The sequence below is a fragment of the Rhizobium sp. FKL33 genome (assembly GCF_005222915.1).
GTDB lineage: Bacteria > Pseudomonadota > Alphaproteobacteria > Rhizobiales > Rhizobiaceae > Rhizobium_E.
Genome location: NZ_STFX01000005.1, coordinates 1 through 14,756, shown reverse-complemented (window position 1 = coordinate 14,756; position 14,756 = coordinate 1). Strand labels below are relative to the sequence as shown.

Annotated in this window: 14 protein-coding genes; 7 read left to right on the top strand and 7 right to left on the bottom strand. The window is 61.1% G+C overall.

Annotated features, from left to right (window positions below; genetic code table 11):
* Nucleotide 1 precedes the first annotated feature (1 nt).
* A complete protein-coding gene (locus tag E8Q41_RS02625; RefSeq protein ID WP_137153958.1) occupies nucleotides 2–1,375 on the top strand; it encodes a PleD family two-component system response regulator in 1,374 nt (457 codons plus the stop codon).
* A 711-nt stretch (nucleotides 1,376–2,086) separates the two neighbouring features.
* On the opposite strand, the gene uvrC is transcribed toward E8Q41_RS02625, so the two are convergent.
* Complete coding sequence (uvrC, locus tag E8Q41_RS02620) at nucleotides 2,087–4,117, bottom strand: excinuclease ABC subunit UvrC (RefSeq protein WP_137153957.1); 2,031 nt, start codon at nucleotides 4,115–4,117, stop codon at nucleotides 2,087–2,089.
* Entirely contained in the window at nucleotides 4,114–4,881 is a 768-nt protein-coding gene (locus E8Q41_RS02615) for an SDR family oxidoreductase (protein ID WP_137153956.1), read from the bottom strand. Before E8Q41_RS02615 ends, uvrC begins: the two co-directional genes overlap by 4 nt.
* Before the next feature lie 345 nt (nucleotides 4,882–5,226).
* On the opposite strand from E8Q41_RS02615, the gene E8Q41_RS02610 reads away from it, so the two are divergent.
* From E8Q41_RS02610 to E8Q41_RS02600, 3 genes are all read left to right on the top strand, one after another.
* Nucleotides 5,227–5,862, top strand: a complete 636-nt coding sequence (locus E8Q41_RS02610) for an outer membrane protein (protein ID WP_137153955.1) — start codon at nucleotides 5,227–5,229, stop codon at nucleotides 5,860–5,862.
* 109 nt (nucleotides 5,863–5,971) lie between these two features.
* Nucleotides 5,972–6,382 carry a hypothetical protein gene (locus E8Q41_RS02605; protein ID WP_137153954.1) on the top strand — a complete coding sequence of 137 codons (411 nt, stop codon included), beginning with the start codon at nucleotides 5,972–5,974 and terminating at the stop codon, nucleotides 6,380–6,382.
* A gap of 26 nt (nucleotides 6,383–6,408) precedes the next feature.
* Nucleotides 6,409–6,711 carry a hypothetical protein gene (locus tag E8Q41_RS02600; RefSeq protein WP_137153953.1) on the top strand — a complete coding sequence of 101 codons (303 nt, stop codon included), beginning with the start codon at nucleotides 6,409–6,411 and terminating at the stop codon, nucleotides 6,709–6,711.
* 15 nt (nucleotides 6,712–6,726) lie between these two features.
* Here E8Q41_RS02600 and E8Q41_RS02595 read toward each other — a convergent pair whose 3' ends face one another.
* The 3 genes from E8Q41_RS02595 to E8Q41_RS02585 are packed head-to-tail and all read right to left on the bottom strand — an operon-like array spanning nucleotide 6,727 to nucleotide 8,437.
* Nucleotides 6,727–7,323, bottom strand: a complete 597-nt coding sequence (locus E8Q41_RS02595; protein ID WP_137153952.1) for a glutathione S-transferase — start codon at nucleotides 7,321–7,323, stop codon at nucleotides 6,727–6,729.
* Nucleotides 7,324–7,334: 11 nt separating this feature from the next.
* Nucleotides 7,335–7,979: a ribonuclease gene (locus E8Q41_RS02590; RefSeq protein ID WP_137153951.1), complete on the bottom strand. Its 645-nt coding sequence runs from the start codon at nucleotides 7,977–7,979 to the stop codon at nucleotides 7,335–7,337.
* Between the two features lie 5 nt (nucleotides 7,980–7,984).
* Entirely contained in the window at nucleotides 7,985–8,437 is a 453-nt protein-coding gene (locus tag E8Q41_RS02585; RefSeq protein ID WP_137153950.1) for a hypothetical protein, read from the bottom strand.
* Nucleotides 8,438–8,663: 226 nt separating this feature from the next.
* Between E8Q41_RS02585 and E8Q41_RS02580 the strand changes: the two genes are divergently transcribed.
* Nucleotides 8,664–9,944, top strand: coding sequence for a TadE/TadG family type IV pilus assembly protein (locus E8Q41_RS02580; RefSeq protein ID WP_137153949.1), 1,281 nt, complete (start codon nucleotides 8,664–8,666; stop codon nucleotides 9,942–9,944).
* A gap of 9 nt (nucleotides 9,945–9,953) precedes the next feature.
* Here the strand turns inward: E8Q41_RS02580 and E8Q41_RS02575 are convergent, their stop codons facing one another.
* Nucleotides 9,954–10,805 carry a 23S rRNA (adenine(2030)-N(6))-methyltransferase RlmJ gene (locus tag E8Q41_RS02575; protein ID WP_137153948.1) on the bottom strand — a complete coding sequence of 284 codons (852 nt, stop codon included), beginning with the start codon at nucleotides 10,803–10,805 and terminating at the stop codon, nucleotides 9,954–9,956.
* A gap of 84 nt (nucleotides 10,806–10,889) precedes the next feature.
* On the opposite strand from E8Q41_RS02575, the gene E8Q41_RS02570 reads away from it, so the two are divergent.
* Nucleotides 10,890–13,001: a molybdopterin oxidoreductase family protein gene (locus tag E8Q41_RS02570; RefSeq protein WP_137153947.1), complete on the top strand. Its 2,112-nt coding sequence runs from the start codon at nucleotides 10,890–10,892 to the stop codon at nucleotides 12,999–13,001.
* Nucleotides 13,002–13,071: 70 nt separating this feature from the next.
* A complete protein-coding gene (locus E8Q41_RS02565; RefSeq protein ID WP_137153946.1) occupies nucleotides 13,072–13,659 on the top strand; it encodes an NUDIX domain-containing protein in 588 nt (195 codons plus the stop codon).
* A gap of 4 nt (nucleotides 13,660–13,663) precedes the next feature.
* On the opposite strand, the gene E8Q41_RS02560 is transcribed toward E8Q41_RS02565, so the two are convergent.
* Nucleotides 13,664–14,470, bottom strand: coding sequence for a hypothetical protein (locus E8Q41_RS02560; RefSeq protein ID WP_137153945.1), 807 nt, complete (start codon nucleotides 14,468–14,470; stop codon nucleotides 13,664–13,666).
* Nucleotides 14,471–14,756 lie beyond the last annotated feature (286 nt).

Genomic DNA, 14,756 nt, shown 5'->3' with positions numbered 1-14,756 from the left:
CATGACCGCGCGTATCCTTGTCGTCGACGACATTCCCGCCAATCTCAAGCTGCTCGAAGCGCGGCTGATCTCCGAATATTTCGATGTGCTGACGGCGGATGACGGCTATAAATGCCTCGACATCTGCGCCAGGACGCCGGTCGACGTCATTCTGCTCGACATCATGATGCCCGGGATCGATGGTTTCGAAGTCTGTGAGAGGCTCAAGGCCAATCCTCGCACCGCCCATATTCCCGTGGTGATGGTGACGGCGCTCGACCAGGCCTCCGACCGCGTCCGCGGGCTGAAAGCCGGGGCGGACGACTTCCTGACCAAGCCGGTCAACGATCTGCAATTGATGGCGCGGGTGAAGAGCCTCGTCCGCCTGAAGATGCTGAATGACGAATTGCGCCTCAGGGCGGAAACCGCGCGCAGCGTCGGCCTCGACATGGCCTCCTTCAACAGCGACCGCGATCAGGGCGAACCCGCCAATGTCCTGCTGGTGGATGGCCGCGGCAATTCTCAGGAGCGTATCGCGCGCACGCTGAAGCCGATCGCCGAAGTCAAAGCCATTTCTGATCCGCAAGCCGCGATCTTCGACGCGGCGGAAGGCGATTACGATCTGGTGATCGTCAATTCGAATTTCGAGGACTACGATCCGCTGCGGCTCTGCTCGCAACTGCGCTCGCTTGAACGCTCGCGTTTCATTCCCATTCTGCTGGTGGTGGATCAGGGCGGCGAAGCCATGGTGGTGCGGGCGCTGGAACTCGGCGTCAACGACTACATCCTGCGGCCGATCGAGCCGAACGAACTTCTGGTGCGTTGTCTCACCCAGATCCGGCGCAAGCGGGCGAACGACCAGTTGCGCGCCGGTCTCGAGCAGACGCTGGAGCTTGCGGTGACCGACGGCCTCACCGGCCTCAACAATCGTCGTTATCTCGATCGCCATCTCAAGACGCTGTTCGAGCGGGCTCGCGTTCGCGGGCGACCGCTGTCGCTGCTCATCACCGATATCGACCGCTTCAAGTCGGTCAACGACACTCATGGCCATGACGCGGGCGATGAAGTGCTGCGCGAATTCGCCAACCGTGTCCGCCAGACAGTGCGCGGCGCCGATCTCGCCTGCCGCTTCGGCGGCGAGGAATTCGTTGTGGTGATGCCCGACACCACGCCCGATACGGCCGCTGCGGTGGCGGAGCGTCTCCGCGCCGTGGTCGAGATCGAAGCGTTCAAGCTGCGCGGGGCAGGGCTCACGCTGCCGATCACCGCGTCGATTGGCATTTCCTCCACGGTCTGGGGCGCCGAAACGCCGGATCAACTTCTCAAGCAGGCTGACAAGGCGCTCTACGAAGCCAAGCATGCCGGCCGCAATCGCGTCGTCGCCGCGGCGGCGTGATTCCCATTTTGTTTCATGAAGCGAAACAGGCTTTTTGCTGAGTCTCGATGAGAGCGGTCCGGGCTCCGGTCTGCGTCCGTTGGGATCTGGAGAGGAAGCCTCGCGCCGACCGTGCAGACAAAGTTATCCACAGCTTTGTTGCGACAGTCAGCCGGCCCATGGGAATCGTTTTGCGGGACCGTCTGCAAATTCGGCGCCCTAGGGTTGCCGTGAAGACCGCAATAGTACAAATCAGGTGATTGCAAAAACATCACTTAATATGACTAATTGGCATTCCGTAGCGTTATCAGTAGGATAGCCTGATTTGCTGGAACGCTTCTTAAATGAGCATTTTCGAGTCTACCTGCTGTAACTTGTGCAAGGCTTGCTCATTTGTTTCTCATATTTCGACGTTGTTACAAATGCACATTACGTCCCGCTGCGTTAGAATGACGTGAAATACTAGTTCTTTCCACCGCATAATACGGGAGGGGCCGTTGATTTTCCTCCGATTCCCGGTCATGTTCGATTCAACGGTTGGGAAACAAAACCTTACCAGCTACCCCATGATGCTCAGGTCCGCCGCATCTCCTGAATCGTGGGGCCGGTCGGTCAGCTGTAAAACACGCGGAGTCCTCGTTCTGCTCTTACGCTGACCGACCCCCTTTTAGAGAGCGCCGCCTTGCCCAGCAAGGCGGCGCTTCTGTCATGAAGCGGCTCTTCTTGCAACGGTTATTTTTCCGGCAGCGCGTCGTGGAAATGCGCATAGATCAGCCGCGCCACCGCTTCTGAAATTCCCTGCACCGCCATGAGATCCGGAATGCCTGCGCGCGACACCGCTTTCGCCGTGCCGAAATGCTGCAGCAGCGCTCGCTTGCGGGTGGGGCCGATGCCTGCGACCTCGTCCAGCGGGTTCTTGACCAGTTCCTTCTTCCGGCGCGCCCGGTGCGAGCCGATGGCGAAGCGGTGCGCCTCGTCGCGCATCCGTTGGATGAAATAGAGCACGGGATCGCGGGGCGGCAGCGTGAAGGAAGCTTTGCCCTCCTGAAAGAAGCGCTCGCGACCGGCCTCGCGATCCGCGCCCTTGGCGACGCCGATGGCGGTGACACAGTCGGTTATGTCGAGCTCCGCCAGGATGGCGCGCACGGCGGTCATCTGTCCCTGGCCGCCGTCGATCAGGATGACGTCGGGCCAGGCGGGCAGAGTGTCGTCGTCTTCCGGCGGTTTGGAGCGATCCGGCTTGCCATGTTCCTTGATCAGCCGGCTGAACCGTCGCGTCATCACCTCGCGCATCATGCCGAAGTCGTCGCCGGGCGTCAGATCCTCGGACTTGATGTTGAACTTGCGATAGTGGTTCTTCAGGAAGCCGTCCATGCCGGCCACCACCATGCCGCCCACGGCATTCGTGCCCATGATATGGGAGTTGTCGTAGATCTCGATGCGGCGCGGCGGGTGGGCCAATCCGAATGTTTCCGCCATGCCGGCCAGCAGACGCGCCTGTGACGAGGTCTCGGCGATCTTGCGTCCATGCGCTTCGCGCGCATTGTTGAGCGCATGATCGACGACCTCGCGTTTTTCCCCGCGCTGCGGCGCATTGATGGCGACGCGGTAGCCGGCGCGCTCGGTCAGCGCGTCCGAGAGGAGATCCATCTCTTCGATCGTTTCCGACAGAAGGATCTGCCGAGGGCAGGGCTTGTCGTCGTAAAACTGGGCCAGAAAGGCGTTGAGCACTTCCGCCGAAGTCAGCGACGGGTCGGCCTTCGGGAAATAGGCGCGATTGCCCCAGTTCTGGCCGGTGCGATAGAAGAACACCTGAATGCAGGACAGCCCGCCGTCGTGATGGATGGCGAAGACGTCCGCTTCCTCGACGGTGGCGAGATTGATGCCCTGATGGCTCTGAACATGCGAGAGCGCCGCCAGACGGTCGCGATAGACCGCCGCGCGTTCGAAATCGAGGTCTTCCGCGGCCTGGTTCATCTGTCCGGCGATTTCCGCCTTTACATTCTGGCTCTTGCCGGAGAGGAAGTCCCGCGCCTCGCGCACCAGCACGTCATAGTCCTGATCGGAGACCTCATGCGTGCAGGGCCCGGAACAGCGCTTGATCTGATAAAGCAGGCAGGGGCGGGTGCGGCTCTCGAAAACGGAATCGGTGCAGGTGCGCAAGAGGAAGGCGCGCTGCAGGGAGTTGATGGTGCGGCCGACGGCGGTGGCCGATGCGAAAGGTCCGAAATAATCGCCTTTTCGCACGCGCGCGCCGCGATGCTTGTAGATGGCCGGCGCCCGATGCCCGCCGGTGATCAGGATATAGGGAAAAGACTTGTCGTCGCGCAGCAGCACGTTGAAGCGGGGACGGAGCCGCTTGATGAGGTTGGCTTCGAGCAACAACGCCTCGGTTTCCGTCCGGGTGATGACGAATTCCATATTGGCCGTTTCGCGCACCATCCGCGCCGTGCGGTTGGAATGCACCCGGCCCTGGGCGTAATTGCTGACGCGCTTCTTCAGCGATCGCGCCTTGCCGACATACAACACCTCGTTCTCGGCGTTGAGCATGCGGTAGACGCCGGGGCTGTTGGGCAGTTGTTTGACGAATTCGCCGATCAGCTCCATGCCGGTGAGGCCCGTTTCCGGCAGCGGCGTTTCGCGCCAGGCGATATCGGGGCCTTTGACGGCGACGATCTCGGCCTCATCGGCGTCTTCGAATTCGTCGTCCGTCAGGTTTTCGTCATAGAGAACGCCGCCATCCTTCGGCGTCATTGCCGTCATTCCTTGATCTCCGCCACATCCGGGGTCTGCCAGGCGAGGTGTTGCCCGCCGTCCAAAGCGATCATCTGGCCCGTGATCGATGGCGTGTCAAAGAGAAAACGAATGGTGCGGCCGAATTCGGGAAGCGACGGTCCCTCCTTCAAGATAAGCCCGTGGACCTGCGCGGCGAAGTCCTCGTCGGTCTGGCGCTGGTTTTTCAGCGTCGGGCCCGGGCCGATCGCGTTGACCCGGATTTTCGGCGCAAGCGCCTGGGCCATCGTCTGTGTCGCGGTCCACAGCGCCGCCTTGGACAGCGTATAGGTGAAGAAGCGTGGATTGAGCGCCCAGACCCGCTGGTCGACCATATTCACCACCAGACCCTTCGCGTCCTCGGGCAGTTGCGCGGCGAACCCCCGGGTCAGAGCAGCCGGCGCTTTCACGTGTACGGCGAAATGACGCTCGAACACCTCTTCGTCGAAGTCCTCGACGGTATCGTCCTCGAAAATGGATGCGTTGTTCACGACGAGGCCGAGGGGGCCGATTTCCGCGACCGCTTCCGAGACGATGCGGCCCCGCGACGTCGCCTCGCAGAGGTCGGCCTGCACCACCGCGGCCCGGCCCCCGCCTGACCGGATCGCGTCGCAGAGTTCCTGAGCCTGCGTGACAGAACCATTGGCGTGAATGGCCACCGCAAACCCATTCTCGGCAAGATCCTTCACAATAGCCGCGCCGATCCGGGTCGATCCCCCGGTGACCAGTGCTGATTTGATATGCGTTTTATTCAACGGATGCGCCTTCTGAATCGCTCGCGGACTTGCTTCCGCAAGATATAGGCATGATACGGCTCTGTCCAAGTTTCAGATTAAACCTTTCATTAACCATGTTAAAGTGAAATATATATCAATAACTCGGAAATATATGTTTGGTAAATGAATGAATAATTCGACTTTACGTCAGAAACTAGGGCGACATGACAAAAAATGTCACAACATTGCCTCTTTTGATTAACCTGTTGGTAATGAAAAACGCTTCATTAAGGGTGCATCAGAGATTTGGATCCTTTCGGGTCATTTTTAAATTCAATGGCGGTGCGGGGCGTAACCCGAGGCGCCGGATGTAAGGAGAAGAAAATGCGCAATCTGTTCGTGACGCTCGCAGCCTCCACCATGATGCTGTCCGCTTTGTCCGCCGCCCAGGCGGCCGACGCCATCGATGAAGTTCCGATCGCTCCGGAAGCCCAGGACATCGGCGCTCCCGCCGGTGGTTGGGATGGCGCCTATGTCGGCGGCCGCGTGACCCAGCAGTGGGCCAAGACCGCTCCTGGCGACTACGACACCAACGGTCTCGGCGGCGGCCTTTACGGCGGCTACAACATGCAGCAGGGCCAGATCGTCTATGGCGGTGAAGCCGACCTCAACTATTCCGGCGTCGACGGCGTCAAGAACGGCGTTGAAACCACCCAGCGCCTGAACGGCGCGATCCGTGGCCGCGTCGGCTACGACCTGCAACCGGCTCTCGTCTACGGCGCCGCCGGTCTGGCCGCCACCAATGTGAAGGCCGAAGACGCGACCTCGGACGACTCCAAGACGCTGATCGGCGCGACCATCGGCGCTGGCGTCGAAGCCAAGATCACCGACCAGATCACGGCTCGCACCGAGTATCGCTTCACCAACTACCAGACCCAGACCTTCGACCTCGACAGCGGCGCGAAGGATCGCGGCTTCAAGGAGCACCAGGTCTCCGTCGGCCTCGGCATGCGCTTCTGATCACCGATCAGACGTCAGGATCGACTTAATCGAAAGACCCCGTCGCGATGAGCGGCGGGGTTTTTCGCATGTCGTTCGTCCGGAACCATCGCGGAGATGCGCCGTTGAGTTGATTGAGGCCGCCGCCAAGGCGGCGAAGTTCAACAAGGACGACGACATGGCCGTGGACATCGATCAACATCTCGGCGAGGCCGACGGGCAGGGGCGCATCCGTCTGGAAGGACAGGATGCGCCGGCCGCCTATCAGGTGCGCGCCGTTCGAAACACCAGCGGCGCCTATAAGGTGCGCGTTAGCGTCATGGCGTCCCGGGACTGGTTGCTCCACAACGGCTTCACGAAAACCGCCAACCTCATCCGCGAAAACGGCGAAGAGTCGCCGGTCGCCTTCGACGGCTCTCTCGACGTCGGCGACAACATCGCCGTCCGGCTGACCTGCGAGCAGGATTTCAGCGGTTCGGAGGACGACTTCATTCGCGCCTATCCCGAATTCACCGCCACGCTCAAACCGGGCGACCCCTGACGTCGCTGCAGCCGAGAGGATCTATCATGACCAGATATGTGGATACGGACGGAAAAGTGAAGGACGCGCCCATCGTCAATCGCACGGTCGAGCGCAGCGCGACCGAAGCCCGCCAGGGCCGCACCGGGCGACCGGTGCTTGTCGCAGGCCTGCTTCTGGCGGCGCTCGCCTGGGGCGTGGCGGAGATCTATGGTTTTTCGATTGCGCCCCAGCAGCCGGAACCGGCGGCGACAAGCGCCAACAGCGACGCCGAGCCGCCTGCGCAGAACACGATCGATACGACGCCGGCCCCCGGCGACATCGAGCCACATCGTGGAGTCTCGCCGTAATCCCGGCTGACCGGGTTACGCCTGCGGCTTGAGCGCCTCGTAATCCAGGAAGAGGCGCTCGAACTTCTTGATCCAGGACTTCAGCTTGCCGCGACCCTTTTCCCATTTTCCAGCGAATCTCAGATCGAGGTAGCCGACCAGAGCCGCTAAGGCGAAATGCCCGCCATGCAGGCTCTTGCCGGTTTTGGGCAGATTGGCGTTGAGGTGATCGAGCGCACGTTCGACCTTCGCCCATTGCCGGTCGATCCATGGCTGGTGTTGCTTGTCTTCGGGCCGGAAGCGGCGCTCGTAGATGATGGCGATCAGGCAATCGGTGACGCCGTCGCACAGCGCTTCCAGAACTTCCGCTTCGGTGCGTCTGACGGCATTGCGCGGATAGAGCTTGCCTTTGGTTTCGCGATTGAAGAACTGCATGATCGCTGCGCTGTCGAACACCGGGGCTGCGTCCTCGCGTACGAGGCAGGGGATCTTACCGAGCGGATTGTTGTCGATCAGCAACGCCGGATCCTCGTCGGTCTTCACCGTCACGAAGTCGATCTCCAGCCCGAGATAGCGCGACGCCATCCGGCATTTGGCGGAATAAGGGGAGGTGGAGGAATACAACAGCTTCATCGGCGCGGCTTTCATTGTGCGGAGGGTATGCTGACGCTTTTCGCGCGGCAGGACTTGCGGTCGACCTCATCGCAAGCCTTGAAGCTGAGCGACTTGGTCATGCAGATCCGGATTTCTTCGAGCTGGCCTCCGTCGCAGGAAATTGCGACGCCATCCCGCGCAAGACCGGGATTGGCCCTGGTCATCAGATTTTCGATCTCGTCGACGCCCAGTTTGCGATCGATCTTGCCGTCAAAGATCACTGCCGGGAGCTTGATTTTCCCATAGGCTTCCTTGAGCAGCCGGAAATAGCGCTCCTGCGTCAGACCCGAGCAAGCGCCGTGCTTGCGCCATTGATGGCCGGCGAGTCCGATCGAGGGCATGACATCGCCGATCTCGCGCATCATCGACGAGGGCACCCGGTCCGGCTCGCTGCTCTTGCAGAATTGCGGCCAGCCGCGCTCGTTCTGCGGCCAGAGACCGTGCACGATGAAGCGACGCTTTTCCTTGCATTGCCGGTTATCGCCGCGCTCCGCATCCGCCGCGCACCAGGTGGGAGACCACGAGAGCGACAGCACATAAAAGTCGAAAGTGTCGGCCTTTGCGGCAAAACCCGTAACCCCGGCGGCGGACGCCGCCATCGCGAGCGCGGTCAGAAGGCGACACGCGGCGCGCATCGGCTTCACCAGCCGATGGTGGTGCGGAGCGTCGAGCAATCCTTGCCGTAGATCCGCCAGACATCGAGGCCGGAAATGCAGAAATCGATCTTGGCGACGCCCGGAATGCCGGCCAGATCCTGCGGCGTCGACAGCGTGTACCAGATGTCGCGCTTCTCATATTTCGATCCGGCTCCACCCATCAGCGCCACGCCATGGCAGAACTTGCGGCCGACCCTATGCAATTCGTCCTTGGGGCGCTCATAGGTCGTCCGGGCGTTGACCACCTTCTTGATGTAGAGCTTGGTCTTGTTCACCGACCGGAACCGCCCGTCGACGCGCTCTTTCAAGCTGGCCAACACATTGGCGGAATCGCATTGCGGGGCCGGCATCTTCAGAAACTCGAAAGCCAGCGACGGCTGCGCCGAAAAGGCGGAGAGGGCGACGGACAAGGCCAAGGCGATCCGGGCGGCGGACATGAAACGATCTCCTGAAATTACCGCGCGAGCTTTGTCCGGAAGCGGCTCGGGGGTCAAGTGGTCAGCCAACCTCTCCCACGTCTATGAACGATTTCTTGACGCATGCTGTCGCGCTCGAAGCGGCAGTTGAGGTTTTGTATTAATTAGATTCGAATTAACTAATCCAGTTATCACGATTTTAGCTCGCGAGCGGTACTGATTGCACTCTCACTATAGAGAACGTGCTATGTTCATTTCGATGCTGAAAGATCGGTCGGGCAACTTCGCCATGATGGCGGCTTTGTTGATGGTCGTGCTTTGTACTACGATCGGCTCTGCTGTGGATTACACATTTGCGCTTAACGCGCGCCAGAAGCTACAGCAGTCGGCAGACTCTGCTGCTGTCGGCGCGATTGCTGAGCAATCAGTCGGGGTGCTTGCGGCTCTGTCCAAGGGCAGCTCCGGCGCGATCGCTGAGGCGGAGGCCGATGCGCAGCAATGGTTCCGAGCCAACACCGATGCCCAGACTTTGGCCTATGTCACCAATTTCGATTTCGATGTCACAAGGAACAGTACCACCTTCACGTCTCGTGTCGAGTTTCACGCGAGCGTCCCGACGACATTTCTGAAAATCATCGGCAAGAATTCGATCGATGTGGCGGGATCGGCGACGGGAACCTACTCGCCGGTCACCTATACCGATTTCTATCTGATGCTCGACAATTCGCCCTCGATGGGGTTGGGCGCCACGACGAGCGACATTTCGCTTTTGGAAGCAAACAATGGCGGCTGCGCCTTTGCCTGCCATATTGCCGGCAACGCGAACGACGCTTATGCGCTTGCTAAATCAATTGGCGCTACTTTGCGGATTCAGGTTGTCGCTTCGGCTACGCAATCGATGATCAACACTGCAAAAACAACGCGGCGTTACAACGATCAGTATCGCATGGCGCTTTATACGTTGGGGCCCAAAGCGGCCAACGCAAGATTGACGGAGGTCGCGGCAATGTCATCGAACCTCGATGACATCAAAACATCCGCAGGCACGATCGACCTCATGAGCATAGCTGGTAAGGGTGAAAACGGCTATCAGCAAACAGATCTACTTTCCGCCCTCACTACTCTGAAGGACACCGCCGGTACAGGCGGTAGCGGGTTGAGCGCCGCCAACAGACAGAAAGTTGTGTTCTTGGTGAGCGATGGCGTCGAGGATGCAAACCGTCCCACAGGATGCCTGAAGACGCTCAGTGGCGCCACTCGGTGCCAACAACCCATAGACACATCGGTGTGCACGAAAATCAAGGCGAATGGTGTTCGTATTGCGGTTCTCTACACCACTTATCTCGATGTCGACAGCGATAGCTGGTACCGTAAATGGATCAAGCCCTTCCACAGCGAAATCGCCACCAACATGAAAGCCTGCGCGAGCGACGGCCTCTATTTCGAGGTCAGCCCGTCGAGCGGCGTCGCCGACGCCATGAACGCGCTGTTTCTCAAGGTCGTGAACATGCCCAGGCTGACCGGCTGATGTTGAAGGTCAGCTTTCTCCCCTGATCCACACCGCTCGCGCCGACGCCGAGCGATCCTGACCCAGGCGTTCCTTGAGGAAGGGAAGCAGAATGTCGAGTTCCCCCTTCAGCGTGAAGGGCGGATTGACGATGATGAGGCCGGTTCCGGTCAGGCCCGTCGTGTCGCGCTCGCTGCGCACGGTCAGTTCCACCGCCAGCGTCTTCGGAATCTCCAGCGCATGCAGCGCGGCGTGAAACTCCGGGATCGGCGCGCCCTTCTTCAACGGGTACCAGAGGCAATAGACGCCACCGGGGAATTTCCGCCAGGCCTTGCCGAGATAGTCGGCGAGGCGCTTGTATTCGCCGTCCTTCTCGAAAGGCGGGTCGACTAGGATCAGGCCGCGCTTTTCCTTCGGCGGCACATGGGCGTTCATCGCCAGCCAGCCGTCGAGATGGGTGACGCGGGTCTGGAAGTCGCCGTCGAAATTGGCGCGCAGCGTCTCATAGTCGTCGGGATGGAGCTCCATCAGCGACAGCCGGTCCTGGCTGCGCAGCAGATGGCGCGTGATCTTGGGCGAACCGGGATAGAATTGCACGCCGCCGTCGGGATTGAGGGATGTCACCGCCTGGAGATAGGGCGCCAGGAGCGGCGCGAGTTTGGCCGGAATGTCCTTTTCCAAAAGCCGTCCGACGCCATCGAGCCATTCGCCGGTCTTCTGCGCCTCTTCGCTGGAGAGGTCGTAGATCCCGATGCCGGCATGGGTGTCGATCACACGGAAGGGCTTGTCCTTCTGCTTGAGATAATCGACGAGACGGGCCAGCACGGCGTGCTTGAGGACGTCAGCGAAATTTCCGGCGTGGTAGATATGGCGGTAATTCATGATTTCCGGTGAAGTCGGGATGATATTTGTCAATGCGCTTTGGCGCGGCTAGCAGCGCGGCGTCGGCTGAATTATACCGATAGCATGAACATTGCGACCCGCCCCTCCGAAAAAATCGCCATCGCTCATTCGGCCTGTCCGCATGACTGTCCCTCCACCTGTGCGCTCGATATCGAGATCCTGCCCGACGGCAAGATGGGCCGGGTGCGCGGCGCCGACAACAGCTACACCGCCGGCGTGATCTGCGCCAAGGTGGCGCGCTATGCCGAGCGCCTCTATCATCCCGACCGTCTGATGCATCCGATGCGGCGCACGGGCGCCAAGGGCGGGGGCTCCTGGCAGCAGGTCACGTGGGAGCAGGCGCTCGACGAGATCGCAGAAGCCTTCGTCAAGGCCGAGGCGAAGCACGGCTCCGAATCTGTGTGGCCCTATTTCTACGCCGGCACGATGGGCTGGGTGCAGCGCGATTCTATTGAGCGGCTGACAGCCGCCAAGAAATATTCCGGCTTCTTCGATTCCATCTGCGTCAATCCTGCCTGGACAGGATACGTCATGGGCACGGGCCAGTTGCGCGGTCCCGATCCGCGCGAAATGGCCAAATCCGACTGCGTGGTCATCTGGGGCACCAATGCCGTGTCGACCCAGGTTAATGTGATGACCCACGCCATGCGCGCCCGCAAGGAGCGTGGCGCGAAAGTCGTGGCGATCGACATTTACGACACCCCGACCATGAAGCAGGCGGATCTGAAGCTGATCCTGAAGCCCGGCACCGACGCCGCACTCGCCTGCGCCGTCATGCATGTCGCCTTCCGCGACGGTTACGCCGACCGGGATTATATGGCGCGCTACACCGATGATCCCCAGGGCCTCGAAGCGCATGTCGCGAAAAAGACCCCGCAATGGGCCTCCGCCATCACTGGCCTGTCGGTCGAGGAGATCGAGACGTTTGCCCGCCTGGTGGGCGAGACGAAGAAGAGCTATTTCCGCCTCGGCTACGGTTTCACCCGCTCGCGCAATGGCGCGGTGTCGATGCATGCGGCGCTGTCTGTGGCGAGCGTACTCGGCTCCTGGCAATATGAAGGCGGCGGCGCCTTCCACAGCAATTCGCATATCTTCGGCATGGACAACCGGCTGCTGACCGGGCGGTCGCTGGTCGATCCCTCGATCCGTGAACTCGACCAGTCCGAACTCGGCCGCATCCTGACCGGCGACGCCCGCGCTTTGCGCAACGGCCCGCCCGTCACGGCCATGCTGATCCAGAACACCAATCCGGCCAATGTCATGCCGGAACAGCGGCTGGTGCGGCAGGGTTTCGCCCGTGAGGACCTGTTCGTCGCCGTGCATGAGCAATTCATGACCGAGACCGCCGAGATCGCCGATATCGTGCTGCCGGCGACCATGTTCGTCGAGCATGACGACATCTATCGCGGCGGCGGCCAGAGCCACATCATGCTCGGGCCGAAACTGGTCGAGCCCCCGGAAGATGTCCGCACCAATCTCTTCGTCATCGAGGAACTGGCCAAGCGCCTCGGCGTCGCCGACCAGCCGGGTTTCGGCATGAGCGAACGCGCGCATATCGAGCGCATCCTCTCGGTTCCCGGCCTGCCGAGCTATGACGACCTGCTCAATGACCGCTGGTTCGACCGCCAGCCGGAATTCCGCACCGCCCATTATCTCGACGGCTTCGCCCATGCCGACGGCAAGTTCCGCTTTCGCCCGGATTGGGTGGGGCAGCAGGGTTCGGTGCGGCCGCCTGATTCCATCGGCCTGCTCGGCCCCTATGACCGGCTGCCGGAATTTCCCGATTATTGTCCCGTCGTCGAGGAGGCGGATGACGCCCATCCTTTCCGCCTCGCCACGCCGCCGGCCCGCAACTTCCTCAATTCGAGCTTCACCGAAACCCGCACGTCACGGGAGAAGGAAGGCCGTCCGGAAGTGATGATTGCGCCATCAGACGCCCTGGCGCTGGACATCCAGGCCGGCGACATCGTCACGATCGGCAATGACAGAGGCTCGATCCGCATCCATGCGCGGGTGACCGAGACCACCAAGCCGGGCGTGCTGATCGTCGAGGGTCTCTGGCCCAACAAGGCGCATCTCGACGGCGAGGGCATTAATGTGCTCACCGGCGCCGACAATGTCGCCCCCTTCGGCGGCGTCGGCCTGCATGACAACCGGGTCTGGTTGAGAAAATAAGATCTTTTCCTTGAGCCTATTTCATGTCACCGGGGCTCAGGGAGGATCGTGATGGACAAGGGCAGACGACATGGACGCTAAGCCTTCCCGCAAGGTCGATATTCTCACGTCGGAGACGCTCTACAAGCGCTTCGTGCATCTGCAACGGCTCACAGTCGAGCATGAAACGCTGAAAGGCGGACGCCAGACGCTGAGCCGCGAGATCCACGATCACGGCAATGCGGCCACCATCCTGCTTTACGATCCCGCCCGAAAGAGCGTGATCCTGGTCCGTCAATTGCGCGTGCCGCCGGTTCTGAACGGCGATGACGGCTGGCTGATCGAAACGCCCGCCGGCCTGCTCGACGGCGACGATCCCTTGAGCGCCATCATCCGCGAGGCGATGGAGGAAACCGGTTATCGCATCGACCGCGCCGATTATCTCTATGACGCCTATATGTCGCCGGGCACGCTCACCGAACGCGTCTCCTTCTTCGCCGCCGAGATCGATGTGACCAAGAGGCAGGGCGAGGGCGGCGGATTGGAAGAAGAGGGTGAGGATATCGAAATCCTCGAAGTGCCCCTGAAGGACGCGTTCGAGATGATCGCAACGGGCAAGATCGCCGACGGCAAGACGATCATGCTCCTGCAATGGGCGGTAATGAAATACGGTCTATGACGCCTCAGGGCGCGCTGCTTTCCGCCAACTTCATGGTCGGGACCAGGCTCGCATAGGCCGCCGACGCCGCGAGCCGCGTCATCGGCGTGCCGGGATCGAGTTTCGAGGCGACCGACAGCGCCGTGATGCTGCAATTGCCCTGGCGCTTGCGGATCTCCTTGCAGGCATCAGCCGCAGCCGCATAGATCTTTTGTCGCTGCCGGTCGGCTTCCGCAAAATAGAAGCGCTTGCGCATATATTCCGAGCCGGGCGTGGAGCGCGTCAGCGTGAAATCGTAGCGGCCGTCACGATCGCGCGCGCCGAAAGGCTGCGCCTCGCGAAAGGCGAGCTGCAGCTGATATTCGAAGGCGTTGGCGCTGATGCGTCTGCCGGTGGCCGCCACCGGAAGGCATTCGGCGGCAAGCGGTCCGATCATCAGCGTGCATTCTCGCTCCGCCATTTCCTGGGTCCGCGCTGCGGCGTCATCGGCGAGCGTCGCCAGATCGCCGGGCCGGTCGGCGCCGGTCTTCTTCAACCCGATGGGAACCTGCACCGTGACGATCACCCGGCGCTCTGGCAGCAATTCGCCATGACCGTTGACCAGTCGATAGGCGTTGCGCTTGATCGGGTCCTTGAGGCTCGCCGGCGTCACCTGCCGGTCGATGGCTGCGGCGTCCTCCTTCCAGACGTCCGCCCGCGCCTCCATGGCCTGGCTCAGCCGCGAGAGCGTCAGCGCATTGTTGATCCATAGGCCGGTCAGCGCCAGGATCGGCGCGAGCAGCAGCACGCCGCCAAGCATCGCCAGCCGCTCCTGGGACTTGGTGAGGACCAAATAATATTTCTTCCGCAAATTCGACATCAACGCCGCCGGTTTTTCACGCCATCATTCAGCGGCGGGGGCGTTAAGGCCGGCTTAACGGGGTACTCCTGCGATGCGACGGGGTTGAGGGCGGGTTAGGAGAATGGGGAGAATTTTAGGGAATGTGCGAGCGGAGACAGCGGCGGCGCGCACCTTCACCTCCGTCATCCTCGGCCTTGTGCCACTGCTGTCCGGTTTAAATTTCTGGACAAGGCGCATGACATTGATTCTACTCGGTTTCAGACGTTTCGCGGCGTTC

Excerpts from the sequence above, each read along its gene's own strand:
- E8Q41_RS02590 (WP_137153951.1), bottom strand. The coding sequence starts at position 7,979 with ATGCGCGCCGCGTGTCGCCTTCTGACCGCGCTCGCGATGGCGGCGTCC.
- E8Q41_RS02585 (WP_137153950.1), bottom strand. The coding sequence starts at position 8,437 with ATGTCCGCCGCCCGGATCGCCTTGGCCTTGTCCGTCGCCCTCTCCGCC.
- E8Q41_RS02625 (WP_137153958.1), top strand. The coding sequence starts at position 2 with ATGACCGCGCGTATCCTTGTCGTCGACGACATTCCCGCCAATCTCAAG.
- E8Q41_RS02570 (WP_137153947.1), top strand. The coding sequence starts at position 10,890 with ATGAACATTGCGACCCGCCCCTCCGAAAAAATCGCCATCGCTCATTCG.
- E8Q41_RS02595 (WP_137153952.1), bottom strand. The coding sequence starts at position 7,323 with ATGAAGCTGTTGTATTCCTCCACCTCCCCTTATTCCGCCAAATGCCGG.
- E8Q41_RS02610 (WP_137153955.1), top strand. The coding sequence starts at position 5,227 with ATGCGCAATCTGTTCGTGACGCTCGCAGCCTCCACCATGATGCTGTCC.
- E8Q41_RS02580 (WP_137153949.1), top strand. The coding sequence starts at position 8,664 with ATGTTCATTTCGATGCTGAAAGATCGGTCGGGCAACTTCGCCATGATG.
- E8Q41_RS02600 (WP_137153953.1), top strand. The coding sequence starts at position 6,409 with ATGACCAGATATGTGGATACGGACGGAAAAGTGAAGGACGCGCCCATC.
- uvrC (WP_137153957.1), bottom strand. The coding sequence starts at position 4,117 with ATGACGGCAATGACGCCGAAGGATGGCGGCGTTCTCTATGACGAAAAC.
- E8Q41_RS02575 (WP_137153948.1), bottom strand. The coding sequence starts at position 10,805 with ATGAATTACCGCCATATCTACCACGCCGGAAATTTCGCTGACGTCCTC.
- E8Q41_RS02565 (WP_137153946.1), top strand. The coding sequence starts at position 13,072 with ATGGACGCTAAGCCTTCCCGCAAGGTCGATATTCTCACGTCGGAGACG.